The organism is Pseudomonas allokribbensis, from assembly GCF_014863605.1.
Classification (GTDB): Bacteria; Pseudomonadota; Gammaproteobacteria; order Pseudomonadales; family Pseudomonadaceae; genus Aquipseudomonas; species Aquipseudomonas allokribbensis.
The window spans coordinates 1,111,793-1,137,192 of sequence record NZ_CP062252.1 but is presented as its reverse complement, the minus strand read 5'-3'; the positions used below and the strand labels follow the sequence as shown (position 1 = coordinate 1,137,192).

At 61.2% G+C, this 25,400-nt stretch carries 21 protein-coding genes; 17 read left to right on the top strand and 4 right to left on the bottom strand.

Annotated features, from left to right (window positions below; all coding sequences use genetic code 11):
* The first annotated feature begins 8 nt into the window (after positions 1-8).
* The 15 genes from yaaA (at position 9) to IF199_RS04955 (ending at position 19,322) form a co-directional block, all read left to right on the top strand.
* The gene (gene yaaA, locus IF199_RS05025; protein WP_192559842.1) at positions 9-788 is read left to right on the top strand and encodes a peroxide stress protein YaaA; all 780 of its coding nucleotides are present in this window, start codon (positions 9-11) and stop codon (positions 786-788) included.
* An 810-nt stretch (positions 789-1,598) separates the two neighbouring features.
* Positions 1,599-2,915, top strand: a complete 1,317-nt coding sequence (locus IF199_RS05020) for a nucleotide sugar dehydrogenase (protein WP_096819160.1) — start codon at positions 1,599-1,601, stop codon at positions 2,913-2,915.
* Positions 2,916-2,998: 83 nt separating this feature from the next.
* Entirely contained in the window at positions 2,999-4,480 is a 1,482-nt protein-coding gene (gene alg8, locus IF199_RS05015) for a mannuronan synthase (RefSeq protein ID WP_176504818.1), read from the top strand.
* Between the two features lie 35 nt (positions 4,481-4,515).
* Positions 4,516-5,685: an alginate biosynthesis protein Alg44 gene (locus IF199_RS05010; RefSeq protein ID WP_192559841.1), complete on the top strand. Its 1,170-nt coding sequence runs from the start codon at positions 4,516-4,518 to the stop codon at positions 5,683-5,685.
* A gap of 9 nt (positions 5,686-5,694) precedes the next feature.
* Positions 5,695-7,107, top strand: coding sequence for an alginate biosynthesis TPR repeat lipoprotein AlgK (gene algK / locus IF199_RS05005; protein WP_192559840.1), 1,413 nt, complete (start codon positions 5,695-5,697; stop codon positions 7,105-7,107).
* Positions 7,104-8,585 carry an alginate export family protein gene (locus IF199_RS05000; RefSeq protein WP_192559839.1) on the top strand — a complete coding sequence of 494 codons (1,482 nt, stop codon included), beginning with the start codon at positions 7,104-7,106 and terminating at the stop codon, positions 8,583-8,585. The genes algK and IF199_RS05000 overlap by 4 nt, the downstream gene beginning before the upstream one ends.
* Before the next feature lie 26 nt (positions 8,586-8,611).
* Positions 8,612-10,198, top strand: coding sequence for a mannuronan 5-epimerase AlgG (gene algG / locus IF199_RS04995; protein WP_192559838.1), 1,587 nt, complete (start codon positions 8,612-8,614; stop codon positions 10,196-10,198).
* Positions 10,199-10,208: 10 nt separating this feature from the next.
* Positions 10,209-11,660 (top strand): alginate O-acetyltransferase, encoded by a 1,452-nt coding sequence (locus IF199_RS04990; protein ID WP_192559837.1) that lies wholly within the window; start codon positions 10,209-10,211, stop codon positions 11,658-11,660.
* Between the two features lie 8 nt (positions 11,661-11,668).
* Positions 11,669-12,793, top strand: a complete 1,125-nt coding sequence (locus IF199_RS04985) for a mannuronate-specific alginate lyase (RefSeq protein WP_192559836.1) — start codon at positions 11,669-11,671, stop codon at positions 12,791-12,793.
* A gap of 87 nt (positions 12,794-12,880) precedes the next feature.
* On the top strand, positions 12,881-14,446 hold the full coding sequence (locus IF199_RS04980) for an MBOAT family O-acyltransferase (RefSeq protein WP_192559835.1): 1,566 nt from the start codon (positions 12,881-12,883) through the stop codon (positions 14,444-14,446).
* A 10-nt stretch (positions 14,447-14,456) separates the two neighbouring features.
* Positions 14,457-15,632, top strand: coding sequence for an alginate O-acetyltransferase (locus IF199_RS04975; RefSeq protein WP_192559834.1), 1,176 nt, complete (start codon positions 14,457-14,459; stop codon positions 15,630-15,632).
* A gap of 14 nt (positions 15,633-15,646) precedes the next feature.
* The gene (locus tag IF199_RS04970; RefSeq protein ID WP_102619493.1) at positions 15,647-16,303 is read left to right on the top strand and encodes an alginate O-acetyltransferase AlgF; all 657 of its coding nucleotides are present in this window, start codon (positions 15,647-15,649) and stop codon (positions 16,301-16,303) included.
* A 106-nt stretch (positions 16,304-16,409) separates the two neighbouring features.
* Entirely contained in the window at positions 16,410-17,861 is a 1,452-nt protein-coding gene (locus tag IF199_RS04965; RefSeq protein ID WP_192559833.1) for a mannose-1-phosphate guanylyltransferase/mannose-6-phosphate isomerase, read from the top strand.
* Between the two features lie 136 nt (positions 17,862-17,997).
* Complete coding sequence (locus IF199_RS04960) at positions 17,998-18,462, top strand: multidrug transporter (RefSeq protein WP_096819139.1); 465 nt, start codon at positions 17,998-18,000, stop codon at positions 18,460-18,462.
* Positions 18,463-18,497: 35 nt separating this feature from the next.
* A complete protein-coding gene (locus IF199_RS04955; protein ID WP_192559832.1) occupies positions 18,498-19,322 on the top strand; it encodes an SDR family oxidoreductase in 825 nt (274 codons plus the stop codon).
* 7 nt (positions 19,323-19,329) lie between these two features.
* Here the strand turns inward: IF199_RS04955 and IF199_RS04950 are convergent, their stop codons facing one another.
* On the bottom strand, positions 19,330-20,211 hold the full coding sequence (locus IF199_RS04950; RefSeq protein ID WP_102619490.1) for a LysR family transcriptional regulator: 882 nt from the start codon (positions 20,209-20,211) through the stop codon (positions 19,330-19,332).
* 109 nt (positions 20,212-20,320) lie between these two features.
* On the opposite strand from IF199_RS04950, the gene IF199_RS04945 reads away from it, so the two are divergent.
* Positions 20,321-21,691: an MFS transporter gene (locus IF199_RS04945; RefSeq protein ID WP_192559831.1), complete on the top strand. Its 1,371-nt coding sequence runs from the start codon at positions 20,321-20,323 to the stop codon at positions 21,689-21,691.
* Complete coding sequence (locus IF199_RS04940; protein WP_192559830.1) at positions 21,688-22,086, top strand: DUF4440 domain-containing protein; 399 nt, start codon at positions 21,688-21,690, stop codon at positions 22,084-22,086. The genes IF199_RS04945 and IF199_RS04940 overlap by 4 nt, the downstream gene beginning before the upstream one ends.
* 45 nt (positions 22,087-22,131) lie before the next feature.
* Here the strand turns inward: IF199_RS04940 and IF199_RS04935 are convergent, their stop codons facing one another.
* The 3 genes from IF199_RS04935 to IF199_RS04925 are packed head-to-tail and all read right to left on the bottom strand — an operon-like array spanning position 22,132 to position 25,395.
* Entirely contained in the window at positions 22,132-22,995 is an 864-nt protein-coding gene (locus tag IF199_RS04935) for an efflux RND transporter periplasmic adaptor subunit (RefSeq protein ID WP_096819130.1), read from the bottom strand.
* Positions 22,996-23,012: 17 nt separating this feature from the next.
* Positions 23,013-23,213 carry a DUF1656 domain-containing protein gene (locus IF199_RS04930; RefSeq protein ID WP_003221811.1) on the bottom strand — a complete coding sequence of 67 codons (201 nt, stop codon included), beginning with the start codon at positions 23,211-23,213 and terminating at the stop codon, positions 23,013-23,015.
* Positions 23,203-25,395 (bottom strand): FUSC family protein, encoded by a 2,193-nt coding sequence (locus IF199_RS04925; RefSeq protein WP_192559829.1) that lies wholly within the window; start codon positions 25,393-25,395, stop codon positions 23,203-23,205. The genes IF199_RS04930 and IF199_RS04925 overlap by 11 nt, the downstream gene beginning before the upstream one ends.
* Positions 25,396-25,400 lie beyond the last annotated feature (5 nt).

Sequence of the window (25,400 nt, the reverse complement as noted above, 5' to 3'; positions counted from 1 at the left end):
ACGACTTCATGCTGATGGTGATTTCCCCCGCCAAGACCCTCGATTACGAAACACCGCCGGCGACCCAGCGCTTTACCCAGCCGCAATACCTCGACCATTCCCAGGAGCTGATCCAGCAATTGCGCGAGCTGACGCCTGCGCAGATCAGCGAACTGATGCACGTCTCCGACAAGATCGGCGGCCTCAACGCCGCGCGTTTCGGCAGCTGGACACCGGCGTTCACCCCCGAGAATGCCAAACAGGCGCTGCTGGCCTTCAAGGGCGACGTCTACACCGGGCTCGACGCCCAGTCCTTCAGCGAAGCCGATTTCGATTACGCGCAACAGCACCTGCGCATGCTCTCCGGCCTCTACGGCCTGCTGCGCCCGCTCGACCTGATGCAACCTTATCGTCTGGAAATGGGCACCAAACTGGCCAATGCCCGGGGCAAGGACTTGTACGCATTCTGGGGCACGCGCATCAGTGAATGGCTGAACGAAGCGCTGGCCGACCAGGGCGATGACGTGCTGCTGAACCTGGCCTCCAACGAGTACTTCTCGGCGGTCAAACGCTCAGCCCTGAACGCGCGGATCATCAACACCGAGTTCAAGGACCTGAAGAACGGCCAGTACAAGATCATCAGCTTCTACGCCAAGAAAGCCCGCGGCCTGATGAGTCGCTTCGTGATCCAGGAGCGCATCAACGATCCGGCCGCTCTCAAACAGTTCGATGCTCAGGGTTATCGCTACAGTGCCGAACAGTCGAAACCGGACAATCTGGTGTTTCTGCGCGACCACGCCCCGGAATAAAGCATGCTCATTGCACGACTCTTTATAGTGAGAGTCGTGCAGCTCGCACGACGTCAAAAAAACCTCCCCTCTTTTCGCCGTTTTATTGGCGCCATAAAAACATCGCCTCGATTTCTATCTTTTCTTTCACTCGACAGTTGTCATTTTTTTCAGTAGTGGCACGTAAATTTTTTACCGGTAGTGGCACAAAACCATCTAACGCGATTATCTGCCTATCAATAAAGGGCGAAATCGAAAGTGCTATCAATATGAGAGCAGTGCCATCTTTCTCAATATTTCAAGAAATTTCAGATTTGGCGATGGGCGGACTGGAACTATGTCCAAATGCATAGCTCATACCACCGGTAACGATTCTCGCCGAACATGTACGAGATAACTTACGCAGAGATCAAAACCATGTAACCAAGTTGTCACAGCAACTTGCCTGAATGGATAACAACTCTGGACAACTATCGAAGGACAGGAGATACGCACCATCAATATCCCCTACAAGGCCAAGGCCGCGCCCTTATAAACGTGCTCGCCTGAGCACCCAACCGCCCGATCCACAGGCCTGCGCCTGACATCGAGCGCGCAATACGAGATTGCACAAGAGTCCTCTTGCCAGAGGATCAGCTGCATAACAGGGCACGTCACAACAATAAGGCCTGGTTGCGCACATCTTGAGTGCACTTATTTAGACACTCGAAACTTAGTATGCCTGCACACGGCATTGTGGCGCCTGCAAGTCACACTTTCGAGTGCACTAAGACCGCTGAACACCATTAACTCCGGCCCTTTAACGGCCTGATATATACAGAGGTAATTGCGATGCGCATCAGCATATTTGGTTTGGGTTACGTCGGCGCAGTGTGTGCCGGTTGCCTGTCTGCACGGGGCCATGACGTGGTTGGCGTCGATGTTGCCAAAGACAAGATCGATATGATCAACGCGGGCAAATCCCCCATTGTCGAACCGGGTCTGGGCGAGTTGCTGGCGCAAGGGATCGAGACCGGTCGTCTGCGCGGTACGACCAACTTCGCCGAGGCGATTCGTGACACCGATTTGTCGATGATTTGCGTCGGCACGCCGAGCAAGAAGAACGGCGACCTGGAACTGAACTACATCGAAGCGGTGTGCCGCGAGATCGGTTTTGTCCTGCGTGAAAAATCCACCCGCCACACCATCGTCGTGCGCAGCACCGTGCTGCCGGGCACCGTGGCCAACGTGGTGATCCCGATCCTCGAAGACTGCTCCGGCAAGAAGGCCGGCGTTGATTTCGGTGTAGCCGTGAACCCTGAGTTCCTGCGTGAATCCACCGCGATCGCCGACTACGACCTGCCACCGATGACCGTCATCGGCGAGTTCGACAAGGCTTCGGGCGACGTTCTGCAATCGCTCTACGAAGAACTCGACGCCCCGATCATCCGCAAGGACATCGCCGTCGCCGAGATGATCAAGTACACCTGCAACGTCTGGCACGCGACCAAAGTGACCTTCGCCAACGAGATCGGCAACATCGCCAAAGCGGTGGGCGTCGATGGCCGCGAAGTGATGGACGTGGTCTGCCAGGACAAGACCCTCAACCTGTCCCAGTACTACATGCGCCCGGGCTTCGCCTTCGGCGGTTCGTGCCTGCCGAAAGACGTGCGCGCCCTGACTTACCGCGCCGGTTCCCTGGACGTCGAAGCGCCGCTGCTCAACTCGCTGATGCGCAGTAACGAATCGCAAGTGCAGAACGCCTTCGACATCGTTGAAAGCCACGACAAACGCAAAGTCGCCCTGCTCGGCCTGAGCTTCAAGGCCGGCACCGATGACCTGCGCGAAAGCCCGCTGGTGGAACTGGCCGAAATGCTGATCGGCAAGGGTTACGACCTGAGCATCTACGACAGCAACGTCCAGTACGCCCGTGTCCACGGCGCGAACAAGGATTACATCGAGTCGAAGATCCCCCACGTGTCGTCCCTGCTCAATGCGGACTTCGATTCGGTGATCGACAACTCCGACGTGATCATCCTCGGCAACCGCGACGAGAAGTTCCGCGCGCTGGCCCAGCAGGCCCCGCACGGCAAACAGGTCATCGACCTGGTCGGCTTCATGGCCAAGGCCACCGATGCCGGCACCCGCACCGAAGGCATCTGCTGGTAACGCAGCAGCAAGCCTCGAGCTTCAAGCCGCACGCCGTGAATCGGCAGGCGGCTTGAAGCCCCCATCACCTTCGGATGACGGTCATGTCCAAGCTCAAACATTTTTTTCTGCAATCCGCCGGCTGGCTTTTGTTTCTGAGCCTGCTGATGGGCCTGGCCCTGATGCTGCCCACGTCCACGTTCGACTCCGAGTCGAAGGACTTCATTTTCCTGATTGGCGCCGTGGGTATCTGGCGCTACTCGATGGGTGCCACACACTTTGTGCGCGGCATGATTTTTCTCTACATCGTCTACCCGCACCTGCGCCGCAAGGTTCGCAAGCTGGGTAAGGCGGCGGACCCGTCGCATGTGTTTCTGATGGTCACCAGTTTTCGTATCGACGCGTTGACCACCGCGCAGGTCTACAGCTCGGTGATCCGCGAAGCCATCGACTGCGAACTGCCGACCACCGTGGTCTGCTCCATCGTGGAAATGTCCGATGAGCTGCTGGTCAAGGCGCTGTGGGCGCGGATGAATCCGCCAGAGCGGGTGAAGCTCGACTTCGTGCGCATTCCCGGCACCGGCAAGCGCGACGGCCTGGCTTATGGTTTCCGTGCGATCTCCCGTCACCTGCCGGACGACCGTGCCGTGGTCGCCGTGATCGACGGCGACACCGTGCTCGCCGAAGGTGTGGTACGCAAGACCGTGCCGTGGTTCCAGATGTTCGGCAACGTCGGCGGCCTGACCACCAACGAATTCTGCGAAGTACGCGGCGGCTACATCATGAGCGAGTGGCACAAGCTGCGCTTCGCCCAGCGCCACATCAACATGTGCTCGATGGCCCTGTCCAAGCGCGTGCTGACCATGACCGGCCGGATGTCGGTGTTCCGTGCCTCCGTGGTCACCAACCCGGACTTCATCGCCGACGTCGAAAGCGACTCGCTGCAACACTGGCGTCTGGGCCGTTTCAAGTTTTTGACCGGCGACGACAAGTCGAGCTGGTTCAGCCTGATGCGCCTGGGCTACGACACCTTCTACGTGCCGGATGCCGCGATCAACACCGTTGAGCACCCGCCGGAAAAGAGCTTCATCAAGGCCAGTCGCAAACTGATGTTCCGCTGGTACGGCAACAACCTGCGACAGAACTCCCGGGCACTGGGCCTGGGTGTGAAACGCCTCGGCGCCTTCACCTCGGTGGTGCTGTTCGACCAGCGCGTGTCGATGTGGACCTCGCTGCTCGGACTGACCGTAGCAATCATCGCCAGCTTCAAGTACGGCGGCGCGTTCATCCTCGCGTACCTGCTGTGGATCGGCATCACCCGCCTGATTCTGACGCTGCTGCTGTCCTGCTCCGGCCACCGCATCGGCCCGGCGTACCCGGTGATTCTCTATTACAACCAGATCGTCGGTGCGCTGGTGAAGATCTACGTGTTCTTCCGCCTCGACCAACAATCCTGGACTCGCCAGCCCACTTCCCTGACCCGTGATCTCGCCAGCTTTCAACGTTGGTTCAACACCTGGTCGTCTCGGACCATGACCTTCTCCGCCGGCAGCATTTTCGTCGCCGTGCTGCTGATGATGGTCTGACCCGCCCCTCTTGAATTAACAAGGAAATCGCCCCTATGAATACCGCCGTCAACGCCAACGTAGTGCATGAATCCGAAGCCCAGCGCCAACACGCCCGGGTGAAAATCCCGGCTAAGCTGCGGTTCTTCGGTCCCGACCGGACACCGGTCGAAGCACGGGTCATCGACCTGTCTGCCGGTGGTCTGGCGTTCAATGCCGGTCAATTGCCGCTGACCATTGGCGAGGTGCGCAAGGCACGTCTGCAATTCGTCATCGACAACCTCGGCATTGCCATGGACGTTGAACTGCAAGTGCGCTCCTACGACCGCCAGACCGGCCGCGCCGGTTGCCAGTTCCAGAACCTCGAACCGCAAGACATTTCGACCCTGCGCCACCTGATCACTTCGCACCTGGCCGGCGACATCGTCAGCATCGGCGAAGTGCTGGCAACCCTGCAGCGCGACAACTTCACCAAGGCGCGCAAGGTCAAGGACGGCGGCCACGGCATGACCCCGTTCGGTCGCCTGAAAGCCGTGACCTTCAGCGCCGGTATCTTCGCGATCGGCCTCGTGGCAGCGGGTTTCGTCTTCAAATCGGTGTACAGCATGTATTTCGTCAGCCACGCACAGGCCGGTCTGGTCAGCGTGCCGGGGATGAACATCACCATGCCGCGCGACGGCACCGTGCAGAGCCTGGTGAAGTCCGACGGCGTCGCTGCCAAGGGCGCACCGCTGGCGACGTTCAGCACCAGCATGCTCGACGTGCTCAAGGGCCATCTGGACGAAGATCAACTGCAACCGGCCAAGGTTGAAGAACTGTTCGGCAAGCAAATGACCGGCACCCTGACCTCCCCTTGCGATTGCACCGTGGCCCAGCAACTGGTGGCTGACGGTCAATACGCAAGCAAAGGTGATGTGATCTTCTCGCTGGTACCGCGCAACACCCTGGCCACCGTCGATGCACGCTTCTCCTATCGCCAGTTCGGCGACGTGCGCCCGGGCACCCCGGTGAGCTTCCAGATCGCCGGCGAAGACAAGACCCGCACCGGCAAGATCGTCAGCAGCACCAGCCTGAAAAGCGCCGACCTGTCCTCCGACATCCGTGTGCAGATCCAGCCTGGCGAGCCGCTGGACAGCAGCTTCGCCGGCCGCCCGGTGGAAGTGAACAGCGACCGTGGTCCGAACCTGAACTGGCTGATCGACAAAGCCATGGCTGCCGGTCTTTAAGTCGAGGACATGCCTATGACGAGCCCTATCAGAATCCCGCCGGCCCCGCTGAGCCTGGCCATGGCCATGGCAATCGCCCTGGCCGGTTGCGCCGGCCTGCCCGACCAGCGTCTGGCCAACGAAGCGCTCAAGCGCGGTGACACCGCGACCGCCGCGCAGAACTACCGTGCACTGGCCGACCTGGGTTACAGCGAAGCTCAGGTCGGGTTGGCCGACATTCAGGTCGACAGCCGTGACCCCGCGCAGATCAAACAGGCTGAGGCGACCTACCGCGCGGCGGCCGATGTTTCGCCGCGTGCCCAGGCGCGTCTCGGTCGCTTGCTGGTGGCCAAGCCCGGCGCCACCGAGGCCGAGCATCAGGAAGCCGAAACCCTGCTGAAGAAAGCCGCCGCCCATGGCGAAGGCAATACGCTGATCCCGCTGGCGATGCTGTACCTGCAATACCCGCACAGTTTCCCGAACATCAACGCCCAGCAGCAGATCGACCAGTGGCGCAAATCCGGCTACCCGGAAGCCGGCCTGGCGCAGGTGCTGCTGTATCGCACCCAGGGTACTTACGACCAGCATCTGGATGAGGTGGAAAAGATCTGCAAGGCCGCGCTCAACACCACCGATATCTGCTACGTCGAACTGGCCACGGTCTATCAGAAACGTGGCGCGCCGGAGCAACAGGCCGAGCTGATCAAACAACTGCAGGCTACTCACAGCCGTGGCAGCGTCAGCGCCCAGCGCGTGGATTCCGTTGCCCGTGTACTCGCCGATTCGACCCTGGGCAAAACCGACGAAAAAACCGCGCAGTCGCTGCTCGAGCCGATCGCTCCGGGCTACCCGGCGTCGTGGGTCACCCTTGCGCAATTGCTCTACGACTTCCCGGAACTCGGCGACACCGACCAGATGATGAAGTACCTGGACAACGGCCGCGCCGCTGACCAGCCGCGCGCCGAACTGTTGCTGGGCAAGCTCTACTACGAAGGCAAACTGGTGCCGGCCGATGCGAAAGTCGCCGAGGAACATTTCCAGAAAGCCGTCGGCCGCGAAGTCGCCGCCGACTACTACCTCGGCCAGATCTACCGCCGTGGCTATCTCGGCAAAGTCTATCCGCAGAAGGCTCTCGACCATCTGCTGACTGCTGCGCGCAACGGCCAGAACAGTGCCGACTTCGCCATCGCCCAGCTGTTCTCCCAAGGCAAGGGCACCAAACCCGACCCACTCAACGCCTACGTATTCAGCCAATTGGCCAAGGCGCAGAACACCCCGCAAGCCGATGAGCTGGCGACCACCCTCGCGGCGCAATTGCCGCCCGAGCGCCTGGCCGAAGCCCAGCGTCTGTTGCAGCAGGAACAGGCCAGCCGAGGCGCCCTGAACCAGAACACGCTGCAACTGCACGCCCTGCAAGAAGAAGACGGCGAGGAAAAATTATGAAGTTGAATCCATTCGTGAAGGCCGGCCTTGGCCTTTCGTTCGCGCTGATCTGGTCTTGCCCGACACTGGCCGCGATCACTGAAACCAAGAACTTCGGCCTCGAAGTGAAAATCACCGGCCAGTCCGAAGACGACCGCGACCTCGGCACTGCCAAGGGTGGCGACGTCAACGGCGTCGGCCTCGACCTGCGCCCGTGGGTCTACGGCGAAAGTGGTGCGTGGAGCGCCTACGCCATGGGTCAGGCGGTCGCCTCGAGCGACATCATCGAAACCGACACCCTGCAGCAGTCCGACGGTGCCGAAAACACCGACAGCGGTGATCGCAAGACCAAGAAAAACTACCTGGCGATGCGCGAGTTCTGGGTCGGCTACAGCGGCTTCACGCCCTACCCCGGCGAGATCCTCAAGTTCGGTCGCCAGCGCCTGCGCAACGACGACGGCCAGTGGCGCGACACCAACATCGAAGCGCTGAACTGGACCTTCGACACCACCCTGCTGCGCGCCAACGCCGGTGTTGCCGAACGCTTCAGCGAATACCGCACCGACCTCAAAGAGCTGGCACCGAAAGACAAGGATCGCCTGCACGCCTACGCCGACGCTGCCTATCAGTGGACGCCAGGCAACTGGGTCGGCATTCGCGGCCATCACACCCACGACGACGGCAAACTCGATTACGCCGAACCGGGTGTACCCCGCGATTCGCTCGACAAAACCCAGAACGGCGACATCAGTTGGCTCGGCCTGACCGCCGACAGCGACGCCTACAACTGGCGCAACACCAACACCGTCAACTACTGGGGCAGCATCACCGGCATGAGCGGTGACCGCGACACGGTCAACCCGCTGAACGCCGATGGCAGCCGTCCGGCACAAGCCAAGCGCAGTGAAGACATCAACGGCTGGGCCACCGACATCGGCGTGCGTCTGCGCCTCGATCCGCAGTGGCAGGTCGGTGCGGCGTATGCCCGTGCCAGCGCCGATTACGAACAGAACGGCCTGGAAAGCAACCGCTCGAACTACACCGGTACTCGCTCCCGCGTTCACCGTTTCGGCGAAGCGTTCCGTGGCGAAATGAACAACATGCAGACCGCCACGCTGTTCGGTTCGTGGATGCTCAACGACCAGTACGACGCCAGTCTGATCTACCACAAGTTCTGGCGTGTGGACGGCAACAAACCGGTGGGCAGCAACGGCATCAACGCCGTGGAAAACAACACCGACGACGTCACCGGCGCGATCCTTTCCAGCACCTCCCTGCCACTGGACGATGGCAAGAAAGACCTCGGCCAGGAAATGGATCTGGTGGTCACCAAGTACTTCAAGCAAGGCCTGCTGCCGGCAGCGCTGAGCCAGTCGATCGACGAGCCTTCGGCCCTGGTGCGGTTCCGTGGCGGCGTGTTCAAGCCGGGTGATGCCTATGGCAGCCAGGTCGATTCGTACATGCACCGCGCGTTCATCGACGTGATCTGGCGCTTCTGATGCAAACCGCGAAGGGAGTGCCCGACATGAACAACCCAAGGAAAGGCTCGCTCAGCCTGTTGGCCGGCGCGATGCTGCTGGCCTCGGCCGGGGCCTTCGCCAACGTGGAGCCGGTTGCCCCTCAACAAGGCAAACCTGTGACCACGGCGAAAGAGCTGCAACAGGCCAAGACCTACACCGTCAGCAGCGCCCCGACCGAAGCGCTGGAACTGGCCAAGCCGAAATTGCCCGACCTCTCCGGTTTCACCGCCGAAGCCGCTGCCGCGAAAATCGTGCGCAGCAAACCGGGCAAGATCAGCGTGCGCCGGATGATGCAGGAAGACGCCCTGAAGGACTTCATCGGCGGCGACAACAAGATGGCCGAATGGGTGGTGCGTCAGCACGGCATCCCGCAGGCGATCTTCGTCGACGACGGCTACCTGAACCTGAAAGAGCTGGCGCAGAAACTGCCCAAGCAATACTTCAGCGAAACCTCGCCGGGCGTGTACCTGGCCAAGTTGCCGATCGTGGTCGGCCGCAAAGGCATTCTCGAAATCGATGGCCAGACCCAGGAATTGCGCCTGTCCCAGGAGGCCGGTTCGTTCCTGGTCAACGACGGTCAGTTGTTCGTGCGTGATACCAGGATCACTGGCTGGCGCGAGAAGGAAAACGGCCCGGCGACGTTCCGTTCGCCGAAAGAATTCCGCCCGTTCCTGCTGGCCTGGGGTGGCACCGAGACCTATATCGTCAACAGCAAGATGGCCAGCTTCGGCTACGCCAACAGTAAGTCCTACGGCGTGAGTATTTCCCAGTACACGCCGAACATGGCCAAGGTGCTCAAGCGTCCCGAGCCGACCGGCTGGATCGTCGGCTCCGAGTTCTCGGACATGTGGTACGGCTTCTACTGCTACGAGACCCGCGACTTCGTGGTCAAGGGCAACACCTACAAGGACAACATCGTCTACGGCATTGACCCGCACGACCGTTCCCACGGTCTGATCATTGCCGAGAACACGGTGTACGGCACGAAGAAGAAGCACGGGATCATCATTTCCCGTGAGGTGAACGACAGCTTCATCTTCAACAACAAGAGTTTCGACAACCACCTCTCGGGCCTGGTGATCGACCGTAACAGCGTCAACAACATCATTGCCTACAACGAGATCTACAAGAACCACACCGACGGCATCACGCTCTACGAGTCCGCCGACAACCTGCTGTGGGGCAACAAGGTCATCAGCAACAAGCGCCACGGCATCCGCATTCGTAACAGCGTGAACATCCGCCTCTACGAAAACGTCGCCATGGCCAACGGCCTGACCGGCGTCTACGGCCACATCAAGGACCTGACCGACACCGACCGCGACATCAAGCTCGACCCGTTCGACGCTCAGGTTTCGCTGATCGTGGTCGGCGGTGAACTGGCGGCCAACGGCAGCGGCCCGCTGTCGATCGATTCGCCCTTGAGTGTCGAGCTGTATCGCGTGTCGATGCTGGCGCCGACCAAATCCAGCGGCATCAGCTTCAACGGCATCCTCGGCGAACGCCAGGATGAAATTCTCGACCTGCTGGTGCGCCAGCAGAAAGCCGTGCTGATCGACCCTGTCGAACGCCAGACCGAAATGCGGGACTGAGGACAATTTTATGCACCCACACCTGATCAAGTTACTCAGCCTGTCGGCCCTGACCGTGGGCATTCTGGCGGCCAGCAACGGCGCCCGCGCGGACGAAGTGAAAGCCCCCGAGTTCACCGCCGAACCGTGCTGCAGCCTGTGCCCCGCCGCCCACGACGCGAAGAACTACACCACCCGTTACCAGCAGAACTTCACCACCCTGGTGCAGGCCCAGGGCGACTGGTTGTTCCGGACCCAGGAAGATTTGCGCACCGAGTTCAACACCACCCCGGCCGGCTACAAGCGCCTGCAACAGCTGCACGATGCGTTCAAGGCCAAAGGTGTCGAACTGGTGATTGTCTACCAGCCCACCCGTGGTCTGGTGAACCGCAACAAGCTCAACCCGCAGGAAAAAGCCGCGTTCGATTACGAGAAAGCGCTGGGCAACTACAAGACCATGCTCGGCCGTTTCGCGCAGATGGGTTACGTGGTGCCGGACCTGTCGCCGCTGACCAACGAGTCGCTGCCCGACACTTTGCCCGCTCACGATTTCTACTTCCGTGGCGACCAGCACTGGACGCCGTACGGTGCGCAGCGCACGGCGAAAATCGTCGCCGAGAAGGTCAAGCAGATCCCGGCCTTCGCCGACATTCCCAAGCGTGAATTCGAAACCAAACGCTCCGGGCGCATGGGCAAGACCGGCACCCTGCACAACATGGCCGGGCAACTGTGCGGCACCAGTTACGCAATCCAGTACATGGATCAGTTCACCACCGAACCGAAAGGCGAAGCCGGTGACGGCGACCTGTTCGGTGATTCCGGCAACCCGCAGATCACCCTGGTCGGCACCTCCCACAGTGGCAAGAACTACAACTTCGCCGGGTTCCTCGAAGAAGCCATCGGTGCCGACATCCTCAACGTCGCCTTCCCCGGCGGCGGTCTGGAAGGCTCGATGCTGCAGTACCTGGGCAGCGACGAATTCCAGAAGACTCCACCGAAAATCCTCATCTGGGAATTCTCACCGCTGTACCGCCTCGACCAGGAAACCATCTATCGCCAGATGATGGCGCTGCTGGATAACGGTTGCGAAGGCAAGGAAACCCAAATGTCCGCCAGCACCACACTCAAGCCCGGCGGCAAACAAGAACTGCTGGTCAACAGCAAGAACCTGAACCTGCAGAACAGCGGTCATCAGGTCGACATCCGCTTCGCCGACCCTTCGGTGAAAAAACTGCAAGCCACCCTCTGGTACATGAACGGTCGCCACGAGGACATCAAGATCGAGAAACCGGAAACCTCCGACACCGACGGTCGTTTCGCCTTTGAGTTGCGTACGGACGAAGACTGGGCCTCGCAGAACCTGCTGGCGGTCGAAGTCCAGGGCCCGGATGCGGGCACCGCGCCACAGAAAGTCGAAGCGAAAATCTGCAAACGCAACGTATTCCCGGGCGCTGGGCAACAAACCGCTCAGGTCGGGCAATGAGGTCTGCTATGCGAAATCCGAAACTGAAAACTCTGTTAGCGCCGACGCTGCTCGGACTGGCGATCTTCGCCGGCACCGCGCAGGCCGCCGCGCCGTTGCGTCCCCCTCAGGGCTACTTTGCGCCTGTGGATAAATTCAAGACCGGCGACAAAAGCGAAGGCTGCGACGCGATGCCGGCCCCGTACACTGGCCCGCTGCAATTTCGCAGCAAATACGAAGGCTCGGACAAGGCCCGCGCCACGCTGAACGTGCAGTCGGAAAAGGCCTTCCGTGATACCACTAAAGACATCACCACCCTGGAGCGCGGCACTGCCAAACGGGTGATGCAGTTCATGCGCGACGGTCGTCCGGAACAGCTCGATTGCACGCTGAACTGGCTGGCTACTTGGGCTCGGGCGGATGCATTGATGTCGAAGGACTTCAACCACACCGGCAAGTCGATGCGCAAATGGGCGCTGGGCAGCATGGCCTCTTCGTACATTCGCCTGAAGTTCTCCGACTCCCATCCGCTGGCCCAGCACCAGCAGGAAGCCCAACTGATCGAAGCCTGGTTCAGCAAGATGGCCGATCAGGTGGTCAGCGACTGGGACAACCTGCCGCTGGAAAAAACCAACAACCACTCGTACTGGGCCGCCTGGTCGGTGATGGCGACGTCCATCGCCACCAACCGCCGCGACCTGTTCGATTGGGCGGTCAAGGAATACAAGGTCGGCGCCAATCAGATCGACGCCGACGGCTACCTGCCGAACGAACTCAAGCGCCAGCAACGCGCCCTTGCCTATCACAACTACGCCCTGCCGCCGCTGGCGATGATCGCCAGTTTTGCGCAGGTCAACGGTGTCGACTTGCGTCAGGAAAACAACGGCGCGCTGAAACGCCTGGGTGATCGGGTGCTGGCCGGGGTGAAAGATCCCGAGGACTTCGAGAAGAAGAACGGCAAGGAACAGGACATGACCGACCTGAAAGAGGATATGAAATTCGCCTGGCTCGAGCCGTTCTGCACGCTCTACACCTGTTCGCCGGATGTGCTGGAGAAGAAGCACGGCATGCAGCCGTTCAAGACCTTCCGCCTCGGCGGCGACCTGACCAAGGTCTACGACCCGTCCCACGAGAAAGGCAACAAGGGCAGTTAGTCGCTGATCGTTTCACCCCTCCAATTCCACGGGGGGTTTGGGGGGGCTTTGGCCCTTGACTGTTGGTTCAAACATGGAGAGATCGGGATGGTATTTTCATCCAACGTGTTCCTGTTTCTGTTCTTGCCGATCTTTCTCGGCTTGTACTACCTGAGCGGGCAACGCTATCGCAACTTGCTGCTGCTGATCGCCAGCTACGTGTTCTACGCGTGGTGGCGGGTGGATTTCCTGGCGCTGTTCGCCGGCGTCACCCTGTGGAACTACTGGATCGGCCTGAAAGTCGGCGCCGCCGGCGTGCGCACCCAACCGGCCCAGCGCTGGCTGTTGCTCGGCGTGGCGGTGGATCTGTGCATCCTCGGCTACTTCAAGTACGCCAACTTCGGCGTCGACAGCATCAACGCGATGATGACGTCGGTCGGTCTTGAGCCGTTCATCCTGACCCACGTACTGCTGCCGATCGGTATCTCGTTCTACATCTTCGAGTCGATCAGCTACATCATCGACGTCTACCGCGGCGACACCCCGGCCACCCGCAACCTGATCGACTTCGCGGCGTTCGTAGCGATCTTCCCGCACCTGATCGCCGGTCCGGTTCTGCGCTTCCGAGACCTGGCCGACCAGTTCAACAACCGCACCCACACCCTCGACAAGTTCTCCGAGGGCTGTACGCGGTTCATGCAGGGTTTCATCAAGAAAGTCTTCATCGCCGACACCCTCGCCGTGGTGGCCGACCATTGCTTCGCCCTGCAAAACCCGACCACGGGCGATGCCTGGCTCGGCGCGCTGGCTTACACCGCGCAGCTGTATTTCGACTTCTCCGGCTACAGCGACATGGCCATCGGCCTGGGCTTGATGATGGGTTTCCGCTTCATGGAAAACTTCAAGCAGCCTTACATCAGCCAGTCGATCACCGAGTTCTGGCGCCGCTGGCACATCAGCCTGTCGACCTGGTTGCGTGACTACCTCTACATCACCCTCGGCGGCAACCGCAAAGGCACGCTGATGACCTATCGCAACCTGTTCCTGACCATGCTGCTCGGTGGTCTGTGGCACGGCGCGAACATCACCTACATCGTCTGGGGTGCGTGGCACGGGATGTGGCTGGCGATCGAGAAAATGCTCGGCCTCAACACCTCGCCGCGCAGCCTCAATCCGATCCGCTGGGCGCTGACCTTCCTGCTGGTGGTCATGGGCTGGGTGATCTTCCGCGCCGAGAACCTGCACGTTGCCGGTCGCATGTACGGTGCGATGTTCAGCTTCGGCGACTGGTCGCTGTCGGAACTCAACCAGGCCAGCCTCACCGGTCTGCAAGTGGCGACTCTGGTGGTGGCTTACGTGACCCTGGCGTTCTTCGGCCTGCGTGATCTGTACACCCATCAGCCTCCGGCCAAGACCAAACCTGTAGTGAACGTCGAAAGCGACGGCCCTGCCGGCGCACAACCGGGTCTGATCAAGGCTGCTCCTGGCGAAAACCCGGCCAGCATCCACGAACCTGGCTACACCGTCGGCGTCGACGCCCAGGTGCAACCGGCGTACTGGACGGCGGACTGGTCGCGCTACGTGATGCGCGGGCTGATCCTGCTGCTGTTCATCGCCTCGATTCTCAAACTCTCGGCGCAAAGCTTCTCGCCGTTCCTTTACTTCCAGTTCTGAGGGATCTGACATGACCCGCTCATTACGCATCTTCTACATCGCGCTGTTTCTGGTGACCCTGCTGGTGCTCGGTCTGTGGTCGGTGCGCAGCTTCTTTGGCTTCAGCACCAATGCCGACGCGACGGTGCTCAACGGCCGCTGGACCAAAGCCGTGGAAACCCACTACGACGATGAATTTCCGATCAAGCGTCTAGGCACCAATCTCTGGGCCGCGCTGGATTTCAAACTGTTCAACGAAGGTCGTCCGGGCGTGGTGCTCGGTCGCGATCAGTGGTTGTACAGCGATGAGGAATTCAACCCGATCGTCAACGAAGAGCTGAACCTGCAAGGCAACTACGCGCTGGTCGAAGGCGTGCGCCAGACCCTGAAAGAGAAAGGCGTGAAACTGGTGATGGCGATTGTGCCGGCCAAGGTTCGCCTGTACCCGGAACACCTGGGTGAAGTGAAACCGGCGAGCATCCACGCCAACCTCTACCAGGATTTCCACGCCCGTGTCGCAGCAGACAAGATCCTCGCCCCGGACCTGCTCGGCCCGCTGCAAAAGGCCAAGCAGAACGGTCAGCAAGTGTTCCTGCGCACCGACACCCACTGGACCCCGGAAGGCGCGGAAATCGCCGCCAACACCCTGGCCAAGACCATCGCCGACAAGTTCCCGCTCAGCGGCGAGCCGCAGCGTTTCGTCACCACGCCTGCCGAGAAGGTCACGCACAAGGGCGACCTGCGTCTGTTCCTGCCGCTGGATCCGCTGTTCGAAAACCTGATGCCGGCGCAAGAGCCGCTGCAAAAGCGCAACACCGTGGCCGCCACCGAGCAGCCTGCCGGTGACGACGCTCTGTTCGCCAACAGCGAAGTGCCGGTCGCGCTGATCGGCACCAGCTACAGCGCCAACCCCAACTGGAACTTCGTCGGTGCGCTCAAGCAAGCGCTGCACAGCGACGTCGTGAACTACGCCGAGGACGGCCACGGCCCGATCCTGCCGATGCTCAGCTACCTGAAAAGCGATGACTTCAAGAACAGCCCGCCACAGGTGCTGATCTGGGAGTTTCCCGAACGATATCTGCCTGTGAACAACGAAATCGGCGACGCCGACCCGCAGTGGGTCGCAGAGCTTAAACAAGCCGGCGCGCGCCAACAAAACGTAGCTGTAAACACTAAATCCGAGACGCCCGATCGGGCGCAAAACTGAAAGAGAGGTACACCATGACTTTCACTACTACTCCTCGTCGTCTCGCAAAACGCTTCGCACTGGTTGCTGGTCTGAGCGTGCTGTCGGTCCAGGCGTTTGCCGGCGGCGACGCTGCGCTGTACGGCCCGACCGCACCGAAAGGCTCGACCTTCGTGCGCATCTACAACGCCAGCAACGCTGAAGTCAGCGCCACCGTCGGCAGCACCAACCTTGCCGACGTCGCGCCGCTGGCCAGCAGCGACTTCAGCTTCATGCCGGGCGGCGACTACAGCGCCAAGGTCGGTAGCCAGACCCTGCCGGTGAAACTCGCCGGTGATCACTACTACACCCTGGTCAACAACGCATCCGGCGCGCCGCAACTGATCGAAGAACCGCCGTTCAAGAACAAGCAGAAATCCCTGGTGCGCGTGCAGAACCTCAGCGACAAGCCGCTGACCCTGAAGACCGCCGACGGCAAGACCGACGTGGTGCCGAATGTCGCCGCCAAGGGCCGTGGCGAGCGTGAAATCAACCCGGTGAAAGTCAGCCTCGCGCTGTACGAGGGCGACAAGAAAGTCGGCGACGTGAAACCGGTCGCCCTGGAACGCGGTGAAGCCGCAGTGCTGTACGTCACCGGCAACGGCAGCAACCTGTCGCCAGTCTGGGTGAAACGCCCGGTATCGACCCGCTAAGCACATGAAACCGGGCAGCCGTCGCTGCCCGGTACGGAATAACAACAAGAGTGAAACGACACAACGTTCGTGGCTCTGACCCAATCGATTTTATGGAGTAAACAATATGATTCCGGTGATCTTGTCAGGTGGTAGCGGCTCACGTCTTTGGCCGCTTTCGCGCAAGCAGTTTCCCAAGCAATTCCTCGCCCTGACCGGCGAACACACGCTGTTCCAGCAAACCCTCGAACGTCTGGTGTTCGAAGGCATGGACACCCCGATCGTGGTCTGCAACAAGGATCACCGTTTTATCGTCAACGAGCAGTTGGCCAATCGCAAGCTGGAATGCCAGCGGATCCTGATGGAACCGTTCGGCCGCAACACCGCGCCGGCCGTGGCGCTGACCGCGATGATGCTGGTCAATGAAGGTCGCGACGAACTGATGCTGGTGCTGCCGGCCGACCACGTTCTCGAAGACCAGAAAGCCCTGCAACGCGCGCTGGCCCTGGCCACCGTCGCCGCCGAAAACGGCGAGATGGTGCTGTTCGGCGTGCCGGCCACCAAACCGGAAACCGGCTACGGCTACATCAAGTCCACCGGCGATTCGCTGCTGCCGGAAGGCGTCAGCCGCGTCTCGCACTTCGTGGAGAAACCCGACGTCAAACGCGCCACCGAGTACGTCGAGTCCGGCGGTTACTACTGGAACAGCGGCATGTTCCTGTTCCGCGCCAGCCGCTTCCTCGAAGAACTGAAAAAACACGATCCGGACATCTACGACACCTGCCTGCTGACCCTTGAACGCAGCGAGCAGGACAACGACACCATCACCTTCGACGAGGCCACCTTCGCCTGCTGCCCGGACAACTCCATCGACTACTCCGTGATGGAAAAGACCCAGCGCGCCTGCGTGGTGCCGCTGACCGCTGGCTGGAGCGATGTCGGTTGCTGGTCGTCGCTGTGGGAAGTCAACGAGAAGGACGCCAACGGCAACGTCAGCAAGGGCGACGTGGTCATCCAGGACAGCAAGAACTGCATGATCCACGGCAACGGCAAACTGGTGTCGGTGATCGGTCTGGAAAACATCGTGGTGGTCGAAACCAAGGACGCCATGATGATCGCCCACAAGGACAAGGTTCAGGGCGTCAAGCAGATGGTCAACACCCTCAACGAGCAGGGCCGCAGCGAAACCCAGAACCACTGCGAGGTCTACCGTCCGTGGGGCTCCTACGACTCGGTGGACATGGGCGGGCGCTTCCAGGTCAAGCACATCTCGGTCAAACCGGGCGCATGCCTGTCGCTGCAGATGCACCACCACCGCGCCGAACACTGGATCGTGGTCAGCGGCACCGCTGAGGTGACCTGCGACGAGAACGTGTTCCTGCTCTGCGAAAACCAGTCGACCTACATCCCGATCGCGTCGGTGCATCGCCTGCGCAACCCGGGCAAGATCCCGCTGGAAATCATCGAAGTGCAGTCGGGCTCGTACCTGGGTGAAGACGATATCGAACGCTTCGAAGATATCTATGGTCGCTCCACCCCGATCGAGCGCGGCGTGTCGGTGAAAACCATCGCGCAGTGATCGCTCTGCAATAAAAAGCCCTCGCCCGGCCCGCTGCGTCCCCTATCCGCAGTGGGTTGGGCGGGGGCTTTTTTTTTCGCCAACCTCATCCAGGCTTAGGTAGGATGAACCTTCCCTGCCCACGAGGTTTCGCGACATGTTCATCGGCGTCTTGCTGGTTATCACCTGGCTGATCCTGCTGTTGCGCTACCCGGCCAAGGCCTTGCCGGTGTCCATGGCTGCCGCTGTCGGCCTCGGGCTGGTGGCGATGTGGGTGGTGTGGCTGGACAACCGCGAGATCAAGCAACTGGCGCGGCTTGAGTTGCGTATCACGTATGCACCTGAGCAATGCCCGGCGGATCGCCCGTTGCAATTGAAGATGAACAACGGCAACGACGTGCCTTTGACCGAACTGCGCTGGCGCATCGCAGCGTACGCGCCGGGCGACACTGTGAATCTGGCCGACAATCAATACGCCGCCCCACGCTATCGCGGCCCCGGTGAACTGCAGGCCGGCGGCAATTGGGAAGACTGCTTGCCGATGCCGCCGCTACGTCCCGGTTATCGCCCGCAAACCCTGGAGTTTCGCGCCGAGCGATTGCAGGGTAGTTTCTCCGACTGATCACCTCTCCCACCCTTTTGCACAAGGAATGCGCCATGCCCGTTGCGTTGATTACCGGTTGTTCCAGCGGCATCGGCCGCGCCCTCGCCGATGCATTCAAGTCGGCCGGTTTTGAAGTCTGGGCCAGTGCGCGCAGGGCTGAAGATGTCGCGGCGCTCGGCGCGGCCGGGTTCACGGCCGTGCAGCTCGACGTCAATGACAACGCAGCGCTGGAGCAACTCGCCGAGCGTATCAACCAGCAACACGGCGGCCTCGACGTGCTGATCAACAACGCCGGTTACGGCGCCATGGGCCCGCTGCTCGACGGCGGTGTTCCGGCCATGCAGCGCCAGTTCGAAACCAACGTGTTTTCGATTGTCGGCGTGACTCGTGCGCTGTTCCCGGTGCTGCGCCGGGCCAAGGGATTGGTGGTGAATATCGGCAGCGTCTCCGGGGTGCTGGTCACGCCATTCGCCGGCGCCTATTGCGCATCGAAAGCGGCGGTGCACGCGTTGAGTGATGCGTTGCGCATGGAGCTGGCGCCATTCGGCATTCGCGTGATGGAAGTGCAGCCGGGGGCGATTCAATCGAGCTTCGCCAAGAATGCCGGCCATGAGGCCGAACAACTGATCAACGAACAATCGCCGTGGTTTCCATTGCGCGAAGGCATTCGGGCGCGGGCCAAGGCGTCCCAGGACAAACCGACGCCGGCCAGCGAATTTGCCGCCGAGCTGCTCAAGGCTGTGCAGCAGAACAAACCGCCACGGCTGATCCGCATCGGCAATGGCAGCCGGGCGTTGCCGTTGCTGGCGACCTTGCTGCCGAAAGGGTTGCTGGAGTCGACGTTGATGAAGCGGTTCGGGTTGCGCGGGCAACTCTGAAATCGAGTCAGCCCCACCCTTTCATGAAATCAATGAACGCCCGCACCTTCAGCGGCAGGTGCCGGGTGTCCGGGTACAGTGCGTACACGCCTTGTTGGGCGAAACGGTAATCCGGCAACAGACGCTGTAATCGCCCGGCGTCGAGGTCTTCCTGAATCAACCATTGCGGCAGAATCGCCACGCCTTGCCCGGTCAGCGCAAAGGCACGCAGCGTCGCCGAGTTGTCGGCAACAATGGCTGTGGTTCCCGGTTTCGGCTGGTAGAGATGCTCGGTGCCGGCCGGGTCGGTGACCGTCATTTCCGGCACTCGCCCATGTCCCAGTGTCGGCATCGACTCCAGCACCGCCAAGGTGTTTACCGGAGTAAAACCCTCGACCAGCCCCGGCGCCGCCACGGCAAACACCTCGAACGTCGACAACTGCACCGCGCGCAGATTGGAGTCGTGCATGCGCCCCAGACGGATCGCCAGGTCGAACCGTTCGGAGATCAGATCGGCATGGGTCGAAGACGTGGACAAGTGAATATTCAGTTGCGGCTGCTGTTGTCGAAACACCTCCAGCGCCGGCACCACCTGAGCCAGCGCAAACTCCACAGTCGTGGTGATGCGTAATGTGCCCTTGAGCTGCGAGTGTTCCGAGCGTGCTTCCTCGATGGCCAGACGCGCTTCGTCCAGCGTGCGCAGGCAGCGCCGATAAAAACGCTCGCCGGCATCGGTCAGGGCCAGTTGCCGGGTGTTGCGGGTGAGCAAGGTGACGCCCAACTCCTCTTCCAGACGCTTGAGGTTGAAGCTCACCACCGCCCGCGTCTGTCCCAGCGTATCGGCGGCCGCGGTCAGAGAGCCGGCCTCGACCACAGCTTTGAAAGTATCGAATCGATCCAGGCTGACCATATTCGCTGCGCTCACTGTCAAAATAATTTTGACAAACTAGCATCCAAACCAGCGTATTTCTATCGCCACAAGCGCCCTACCCTGCACGCCTCATCACAGGGAAGCTGCCATGGCCTATCGCTCGAAAGTCGCGCTGGTGTATCTGTTGGGGTTCGCCCTCGACCTGCTGAACATGTTCGCCGCGAGCATCGCCTACCCGGACATCGCCGCGCAGTTGCACGCCTCGGTGACGCAACTGGCGTGGATCACCAACGCCTACATGCTCGGACTGACGTTGATCATTCCGATGAGCGTTTGGCTGGCGGCAAAGGTTGGCGAGCGGCGGCTGATCCTCGGTTCGCTGCTGGTGTTCGGGATCGCCTCCGGGCTCATCGCTCAGGCCAGTTCGATTGAAAGCCTGATCGGCTGGCGACTGCTGCAAGGGCTGGGTGGCGGGTTGTTACTGCCGGTCGGTCAGGCGCTGGCCTATCGAGAGTTTCCAGCGACTCAGCGCGCGCACTTCACGGGCGTGGTTTTGCTGGTGGCGCTAATGGTGCCGGCCCTGTCGCCGGCGGCGGGCGGTTTGATCGTTGAAGCGTTGTCGTGGCGCTGGATTTTCTACCTGAACCTGCCGGTGGCGCTTTTCGCTTTCGGTCTGGGCCTGCTCTGGTTGAAAGCGGATCAGCCAACGAGCGAACGCCCGACACTGGACGCACGTGGCCTGCTGCTGGCCGTGTCTGCGCTGAGTCTGTTGTTGATTGCCGTCAGCCTGGCGAGTGAACCCGAAACCCGTCACCTCGCAGGCGGTGTGTTGTTGCTCAGCGCCGTGACCCTGTGGGTCTACCTGCGCGATGGCTGGGGCAAACCGGGTGCCGTCCTGGATCTGCAACTGACCAGAAACCCGTCCCTGCGCCTGGCAATGCTGATCTACCTGTTTGTGCCCGGCATCTTCACCGGCACCAACATGATTGCCGTGTTGTACCTGCATGACCTCGGTTTCGGCGCAGCACACATCGGGGCGCTGATGCTGTCCTGGGCGGCCGCCTCGGGCGTGGCGATCATGCTTGGCAAACGCCGTTTCAACCGGACCGGTCCCAAGCCATTGCTGATCGCCGGCATGCTGTTGCAATGCCTTGGCATCGTCGTGCTGATGCAGATCGACCAGCCCGCCAGCGTCCCGTTGATCCTCGCTTACGCCTTGATGGGGCTGGGCGGCAGTCTTTGCAGCGTCACCGCGCAGACCCTGGCATTTGTCGGCATCACGCCAGAGAAAATGGGCCACTCCAGCGCCCTGTGGAACATCAATCGCCAGCTCGGTTTCTGCCTCGGTGCGGCGTTGCTCAGCTCACTGCTGGGCGCCTTGGGGGCCAGCGGTTTCAAATACTGCTTTCTCGCCGCCGCGTTGCTCACGCTGTTACCGATGGTCGCCGTGCTGCGTTTCGACTCATCGAACGTGCTCGCCCTTTTGCACTCACCTCACCTTCAGGAAAAATCCACATGACTGACTACACCGACTACTTTGACGAAGTGATCCAGGCCCATGAGGCCATCGAACGATGGTTTGCCGTGGAGGAAGACGAGGCTGCACTGGAGCGATTGCTGACGCGTTTTTCGCCACGGTTTTCCATGGTGACGCCGCTGGGGCGTGTGCTGAATTTCGAAGCCTTGCGTGCGTTGTTTCAAATGGCGGGCGGGAAGAAGAGCGGGTTCAGGATCGAGCTCGGCGAGCTTTGTGGGATTGCCCTGCATGAGCGGGGTGCAACGGTGAGTTACCGCGAGCAGCAGACCGATGCGAGCGGGTTGCACACGGATCGACGTTCGACTGTGGTGTTTGAAAAAACCGAATCCGGGCGGGTGATCTGGCGGCATCTGCACGAGACGTTTTGCCAAGGCTGACAACGAGCCAATCCGGCGAGGGAGCATGCTCCCTCGCCACAAGGGTTACTCGACAGCGTCCTGCTTCACCACCACGGTGCAGGTAATCCCCGCCGCCAGCAGCACACCCTCCGGCACTTCATCGATATGAATCCGCACCGGCACCCGTTGCGCCAGACGCACCCAGTTGAAGGTCGGGTTCACATCGGCGATCAGCTCGCGGCTTTCGGGGTTGTCGCGGTCGTAGATGCCGCGGGAAATACTTTCCACGTGGCCCTTGAGGACTTCGCCGCTCATCAGTTGCATGTCGGCTTTGTCACCGACGCGCACGTGGGGCAGCTTGGTTTCTTCGAAGAAGCCGTAGACCCAGAACGAGTTCATGTCGACCACGGCCATTTTCGCTTCGCCGATCCGGGCGTAATCGCCACGATGCACGTTGAGGTTGGTCACGTAACCGTCCACCGCAGCACGCACTTCGGTGCGTTTGAGGTTGAGTTCGGCGGCTTCCAGTTGCGCCTGGGCCTGTTGGTAATCGGCCAGTGCCGAGTCGGCGATGTTGCTGGCGTCGTCGCGGTTTTCCTTGGAGATCACCAAAGCGTCCATATCAGCGCGGCGATGGGCGTTGACCCTGCGCATCTCCCACGTGGCCTTGCGCGATGCGACCAGCGACTGCGCCTGCTTCACCGCCAGGCGATAGTGCTCGGGGTCGATCTGCATCAGCAGATCACCCTTCTTCACCAATTGGTTGTCGCGTACCGGCACGTCGACCACTTCACCGGTGACGTCGGCAGCGACGTTGATGATGTCGGCGCGCACCCGTCCGTCGCGGGTCCACGGGGTGTTCATGTAGTGCTCCCACAACGTGCGACCGATCCACAGCGCCAGGGCCAGCACCAGCAGGGTCGCGAGCAGGCTGAAAAACTTTTTCATCGGGACAATTCTCAGACTCAACGGTAAACAGTCAGCGCCATCGCGCCGAACAGACAGGTAAACAGGCTCAGGCGCAGCAGCGCCGGGTGCCAGAAGAAGCGGTACAGATCGAACCCCGACAGAAACCGGTCCAGCGCCCAGGCCAGTGCTGCGGCGACAAAAAACATCAGGGTCATGGTCGGCATGTACACACCGTGGAAGGCGATTTCACGAGGCATGGGCAAGTCCTTCGGGCTTGGCGATGGCGTAGGCGGCGAGTGGCGATTGCGGGTCGAGCAACGAGGTGCGGATGAAGTGCAGGTAGCTTTTCACCCGCCGCAGCGCCGAGGTATCGAAGTGCGGTGCAAACGGCTCGTCAGTGGCGGCGACCCGGCTGATCGCGTGATCGACCGCCACCAGTGCGCGCTCCAGATTGCTCGAATTCGGTTGCAGGAACAGCCGCACCAGCGAACGCCCCATGACCCGGATTGCCTGACGCCACGGCTGGGATTCCGCATACGCCGGGTGCACCGGCAGGATCGCCTGTTCCTTGCGCAACTCGATGATCGCGTGGCCGACTTCCAGCACCACGAACATCCAGCGCAGCAGGTTTTTCTGCACCAGCGGCTGACCGGCCGCCAGACCGTATGCCTGGTGCATCAAATCGCGCGTACGGCTTTCGAAACTCGACGCCAGGCCCTTGAGCTTGCCGCTGATCGCGTACACCACTTGTCCGCGCAGGTCCTGCTCCAGGCGTCGCCACAACCAGCGACTGTTCGGCGGCAGAATGATCGCGCCCGCTGCTGCGCAGACCAGCATGCCCATGACCATGGCGATGTAATCGTTGATGAAGGTGTAGGGGTTGTAGATCGTCAGGTTGTCCGGCACCGAACCGGTGCTGAAAAAGATCAGCAGACCGAGGCCGACGCCGGCGTATTGCGGCCGCGACGCGAGGAACGAACCGAGCACGATCACCGGCGCGAGCATCACGCACAGCAGCGGAAAACCGTCGATCCACGGGAAGATGAAAAACATCTCGACGAAGCCGATCAACGCCCCGAGGAACGTGCCGCACGCCATCTGGAACGCCATGCGTTTCGGGTTCGGTGTCGCCGCCGACAAGCCCACGGTGGCAGCGGCAATCAGGGTCATGGTCGCACCGCTCGGCCACGCCGTGGCGACCCAGTAACTGCCGAGCACGACCAGGATGAACGTGGCACGAATCCCCGAAGCCGCCGCCGCCCACCAACTGGTCTGCGGGGTAAACGGCTCGTCCCAGCGCTCACGTTCGTGGCTGTGATCGGCCAGCGAGGCGTGGGTCTGTGCATAACTGTGCAGGTCATCGACGAAGCGATAAAGCAGTTCATACGCCGTGTGGAAATCCAGCAGCTCGGCCTCGCTCGGCGCGCTCTCCTGAAAGACCGCCCGTAGACTGCGCACCCGCGCCGGCAAACCTTCCTTGTAAGCCGTCAGCGCCGTCACCAGACGCGCCGCATCCGGGCTGGTCAGGGCGCGGCCGCTGAAGCCGTCGAGCACTTCGGCCAGATCCTGCAGGCCCGGTTTGATCGCCGCTTCCACATGATCGGCGCCGTTGCGGCGCAGGCGTTCAAGCAACTGGTGCAAGGCGTTGAAACGGGTGGTGATGCCCATGAACTCGCTGTTCAGGCGACTGAGCCGACCGTTACGTCGACGCATGTGCGGGTCTTCGAACACGGTCACGCTGCGCAGCCCTTCCAGGCCCACCGCTTCGGCGATGAAGCGTACGTTGCTGGCCTCGAACGACTCCGGTTTGCTGCGCCCGCGCAGGCCATCGGTGACGAACAGGGCGAACACACCGAAGCGCTGATACAAGGCGTTGCGCATCGCCGCGCTGGCGGTTTGCGGCAGGATCGCGGCGCTGACCAGCGTCGAGCAGAGAATCCCCAGCGAGATCTCCAGCACCCGCCACACCGCCGCCATGAACGCGCCATCGGGATGGGCGAGCGCTGGCAAGCCAACCATCGCGGCGGTGTAGCCGGCCAGCACAAAACCGTAGGCGCGGAAGTTGCGGCAACGGGCGGCGCCGGCCGAGCAAATGCCGACCCAGATCGCCAGCGAACCGAGGAACAGTTCGGTGTTCTGGGCGAACAGTGAAATCAGCGTGACCATCATCGCCGACCCGGCCAGGGTGCCGAGGAAGCGATAGAAACTCTTGGCGAACACCTGACCGCTCTGCGGCTGCATGACGATGAACACGGTGATCATCGCCGTGCGCGGTTGCGGCAGTTCCAGGCGCATCGCCAGCCACAGAGTCAGGAATGCGGCGATCAACACCTTGAAGATGTAGACCCAGGTCACGCCGTCGCTGCGCGCCCAGTCAAAGAAACCCCGGCGCCATTCCAGGGAGTAGAGCCAGCGCAAAGGTGCGGGCAAGGGAGTCATTGAAT

Excerpts from the sequence above, each read along its gene's own strand:
- IF199_RS04980 (WP_192559835.1), top strand. The coding sequence starts at position 12,881 with ATGGTATTTTCATCCAACGTGTTCCTGTTTCTGTTCTTGCCGATCTTT.
- IF199_RS04990 (WP_192559837.1), top strand. The coding sequence starts at position 10,209 with ATGCACCCACACCTGATCAAGTTACTCAGCCTGTCGGCCCTGACCGTG.
- yaaA (WP_192559842.1), top strand. The coding sequence starts at position 9 with ATGCTGATGGTGATTTCCCCCGCCAAGACCCTCGATTACGAAACACCG.
- alg8 (WP_176504818.1), top strand. The coding sequence starts at position 2,999 with ATGTCCAAGCTCAAACATTTTTTTCTGCAATCCGCCGGCTGGCTTTTG.
- IF199_RS04950 (WP_102619490.1), bottom strand. The coding sequence starts at position 20,211 with ATGGTCAGCCTGGATCGATTCGATACTTTCAAAGCTGTGGTCGAGGCC.
- IF199_RS04970 (WP_102619493.1), top strand. The coding sequence starts at position 15,647 with ATGACTTTCACTACTACTCCTCGTCGTCTCGCAAAACGCTTCGCACTG.
- IF199_RS04955 (WP_192559832.1), top strand. The coding sequence starts at position 18,498 with ATGCCCGTTGCGTTGATTACCGGTTGTTCCAGCGGCATCGGCCGCGCC.
- algK (WP_192559840.1), top strand. The coding sequence starts at position 5,695 with ATGCCTATGACGAGCCCTATCAGAATCCCGCCGGCCCCGCTGAGCCTG.
- IF199_RS05010 (WP_192559841.1), top strand. The coding sequence starts at position 4,516 with ATGAATACCGCCGTCAACGCCAACGTAGTGCATGAATCCGAAGCCCAG.
- IF199_RS05000 (WP_192559839.1), top strand. The coding sequence starts at position 7,104 with ATGAAGTTGAATCCATTCGTGAAGGCCGGCCTTGGCCTTTCGTTCGCG.
- IF199_RS04930 (WP_003221811.1), bottom strand. The coding sequence starts at position 23,213 with ATGCCTCGTGAAATCGCCTTCCACGGTGTGTACATGCCGACCATGACC.
- IF199_RS04945 (WP_192559831.1), top strand. The coding sequence starts at position 20,321 with ATGGCCTATCGCTCGAAAGTCGCGCTGGTGTATCTGTTGGGGTTCGCC.
- IF199_RS04935 (WP_096819130.1), bottom strand. The coding sequence starts at position 22,995 with ATGAAAAAGTTTTTCAGCCTGCTCGCGACCCTGCTGGTGCTGGCCCTG.
- IF199_RS05020 (WP_096819160.1), top strand. The coding sequence starts at position 1,599 with ATGCGCATCAGCATATTTGGTTTGGGTTACGTCGGCGCAGTGTGTGCC.
- IF199_RS04965 (WP_192559833.1), top strand. The coding sequence starts at position 16,410 with ATGATTCCGGTGATCTTGTCAGGTGGTAGCGGCTCACGTCTTTGGCCG.
- algG (WP_192559838.1), top strand. The coding sequence starts at position 8,612 with ATGAACAACCCAAGGAAAGGCTCGCTCAGCCTGTTGGCCGGCGCGATG.
- IF199_RS04925 (WP_192559829.1), bottom strand. The coding sequence starts at position 25,395 with ATGACTCCCTTGCCCGCACCTTTGCGCTGGCTCTACTCCCTGGAATGG.
- IF199_RS04985 (WP_192559836.1), top strand. The coding sequence starts at position 11,669 with ATGCGAAATCCGAAACTGAAAACTCTGTTAGCGCCGACGCTGCTCGGA.
- IF199_RS04940 (WP_192559830.1), top strand. The coding sequence starts at position 21,688 with ATGACTGACTACACCGACTACTTTGACGAAGTGATCCAGGCCCATGAG.
- IF199_RS04975 (WP_192559834.1), top strand. The coding sequence starts at position 14,457 with ATGACCCGCTCATTACGCATCTTCTACATCGCGCTGTTTCTGGTGACC.
- IF199_RS04960 (WP_096819139.1), top strand. The coding sequence starts at position 17,998 with ATGTTCATCGGCGTCTTGCTGGTTATCACCTGGCTGATCCTGCTGTTG.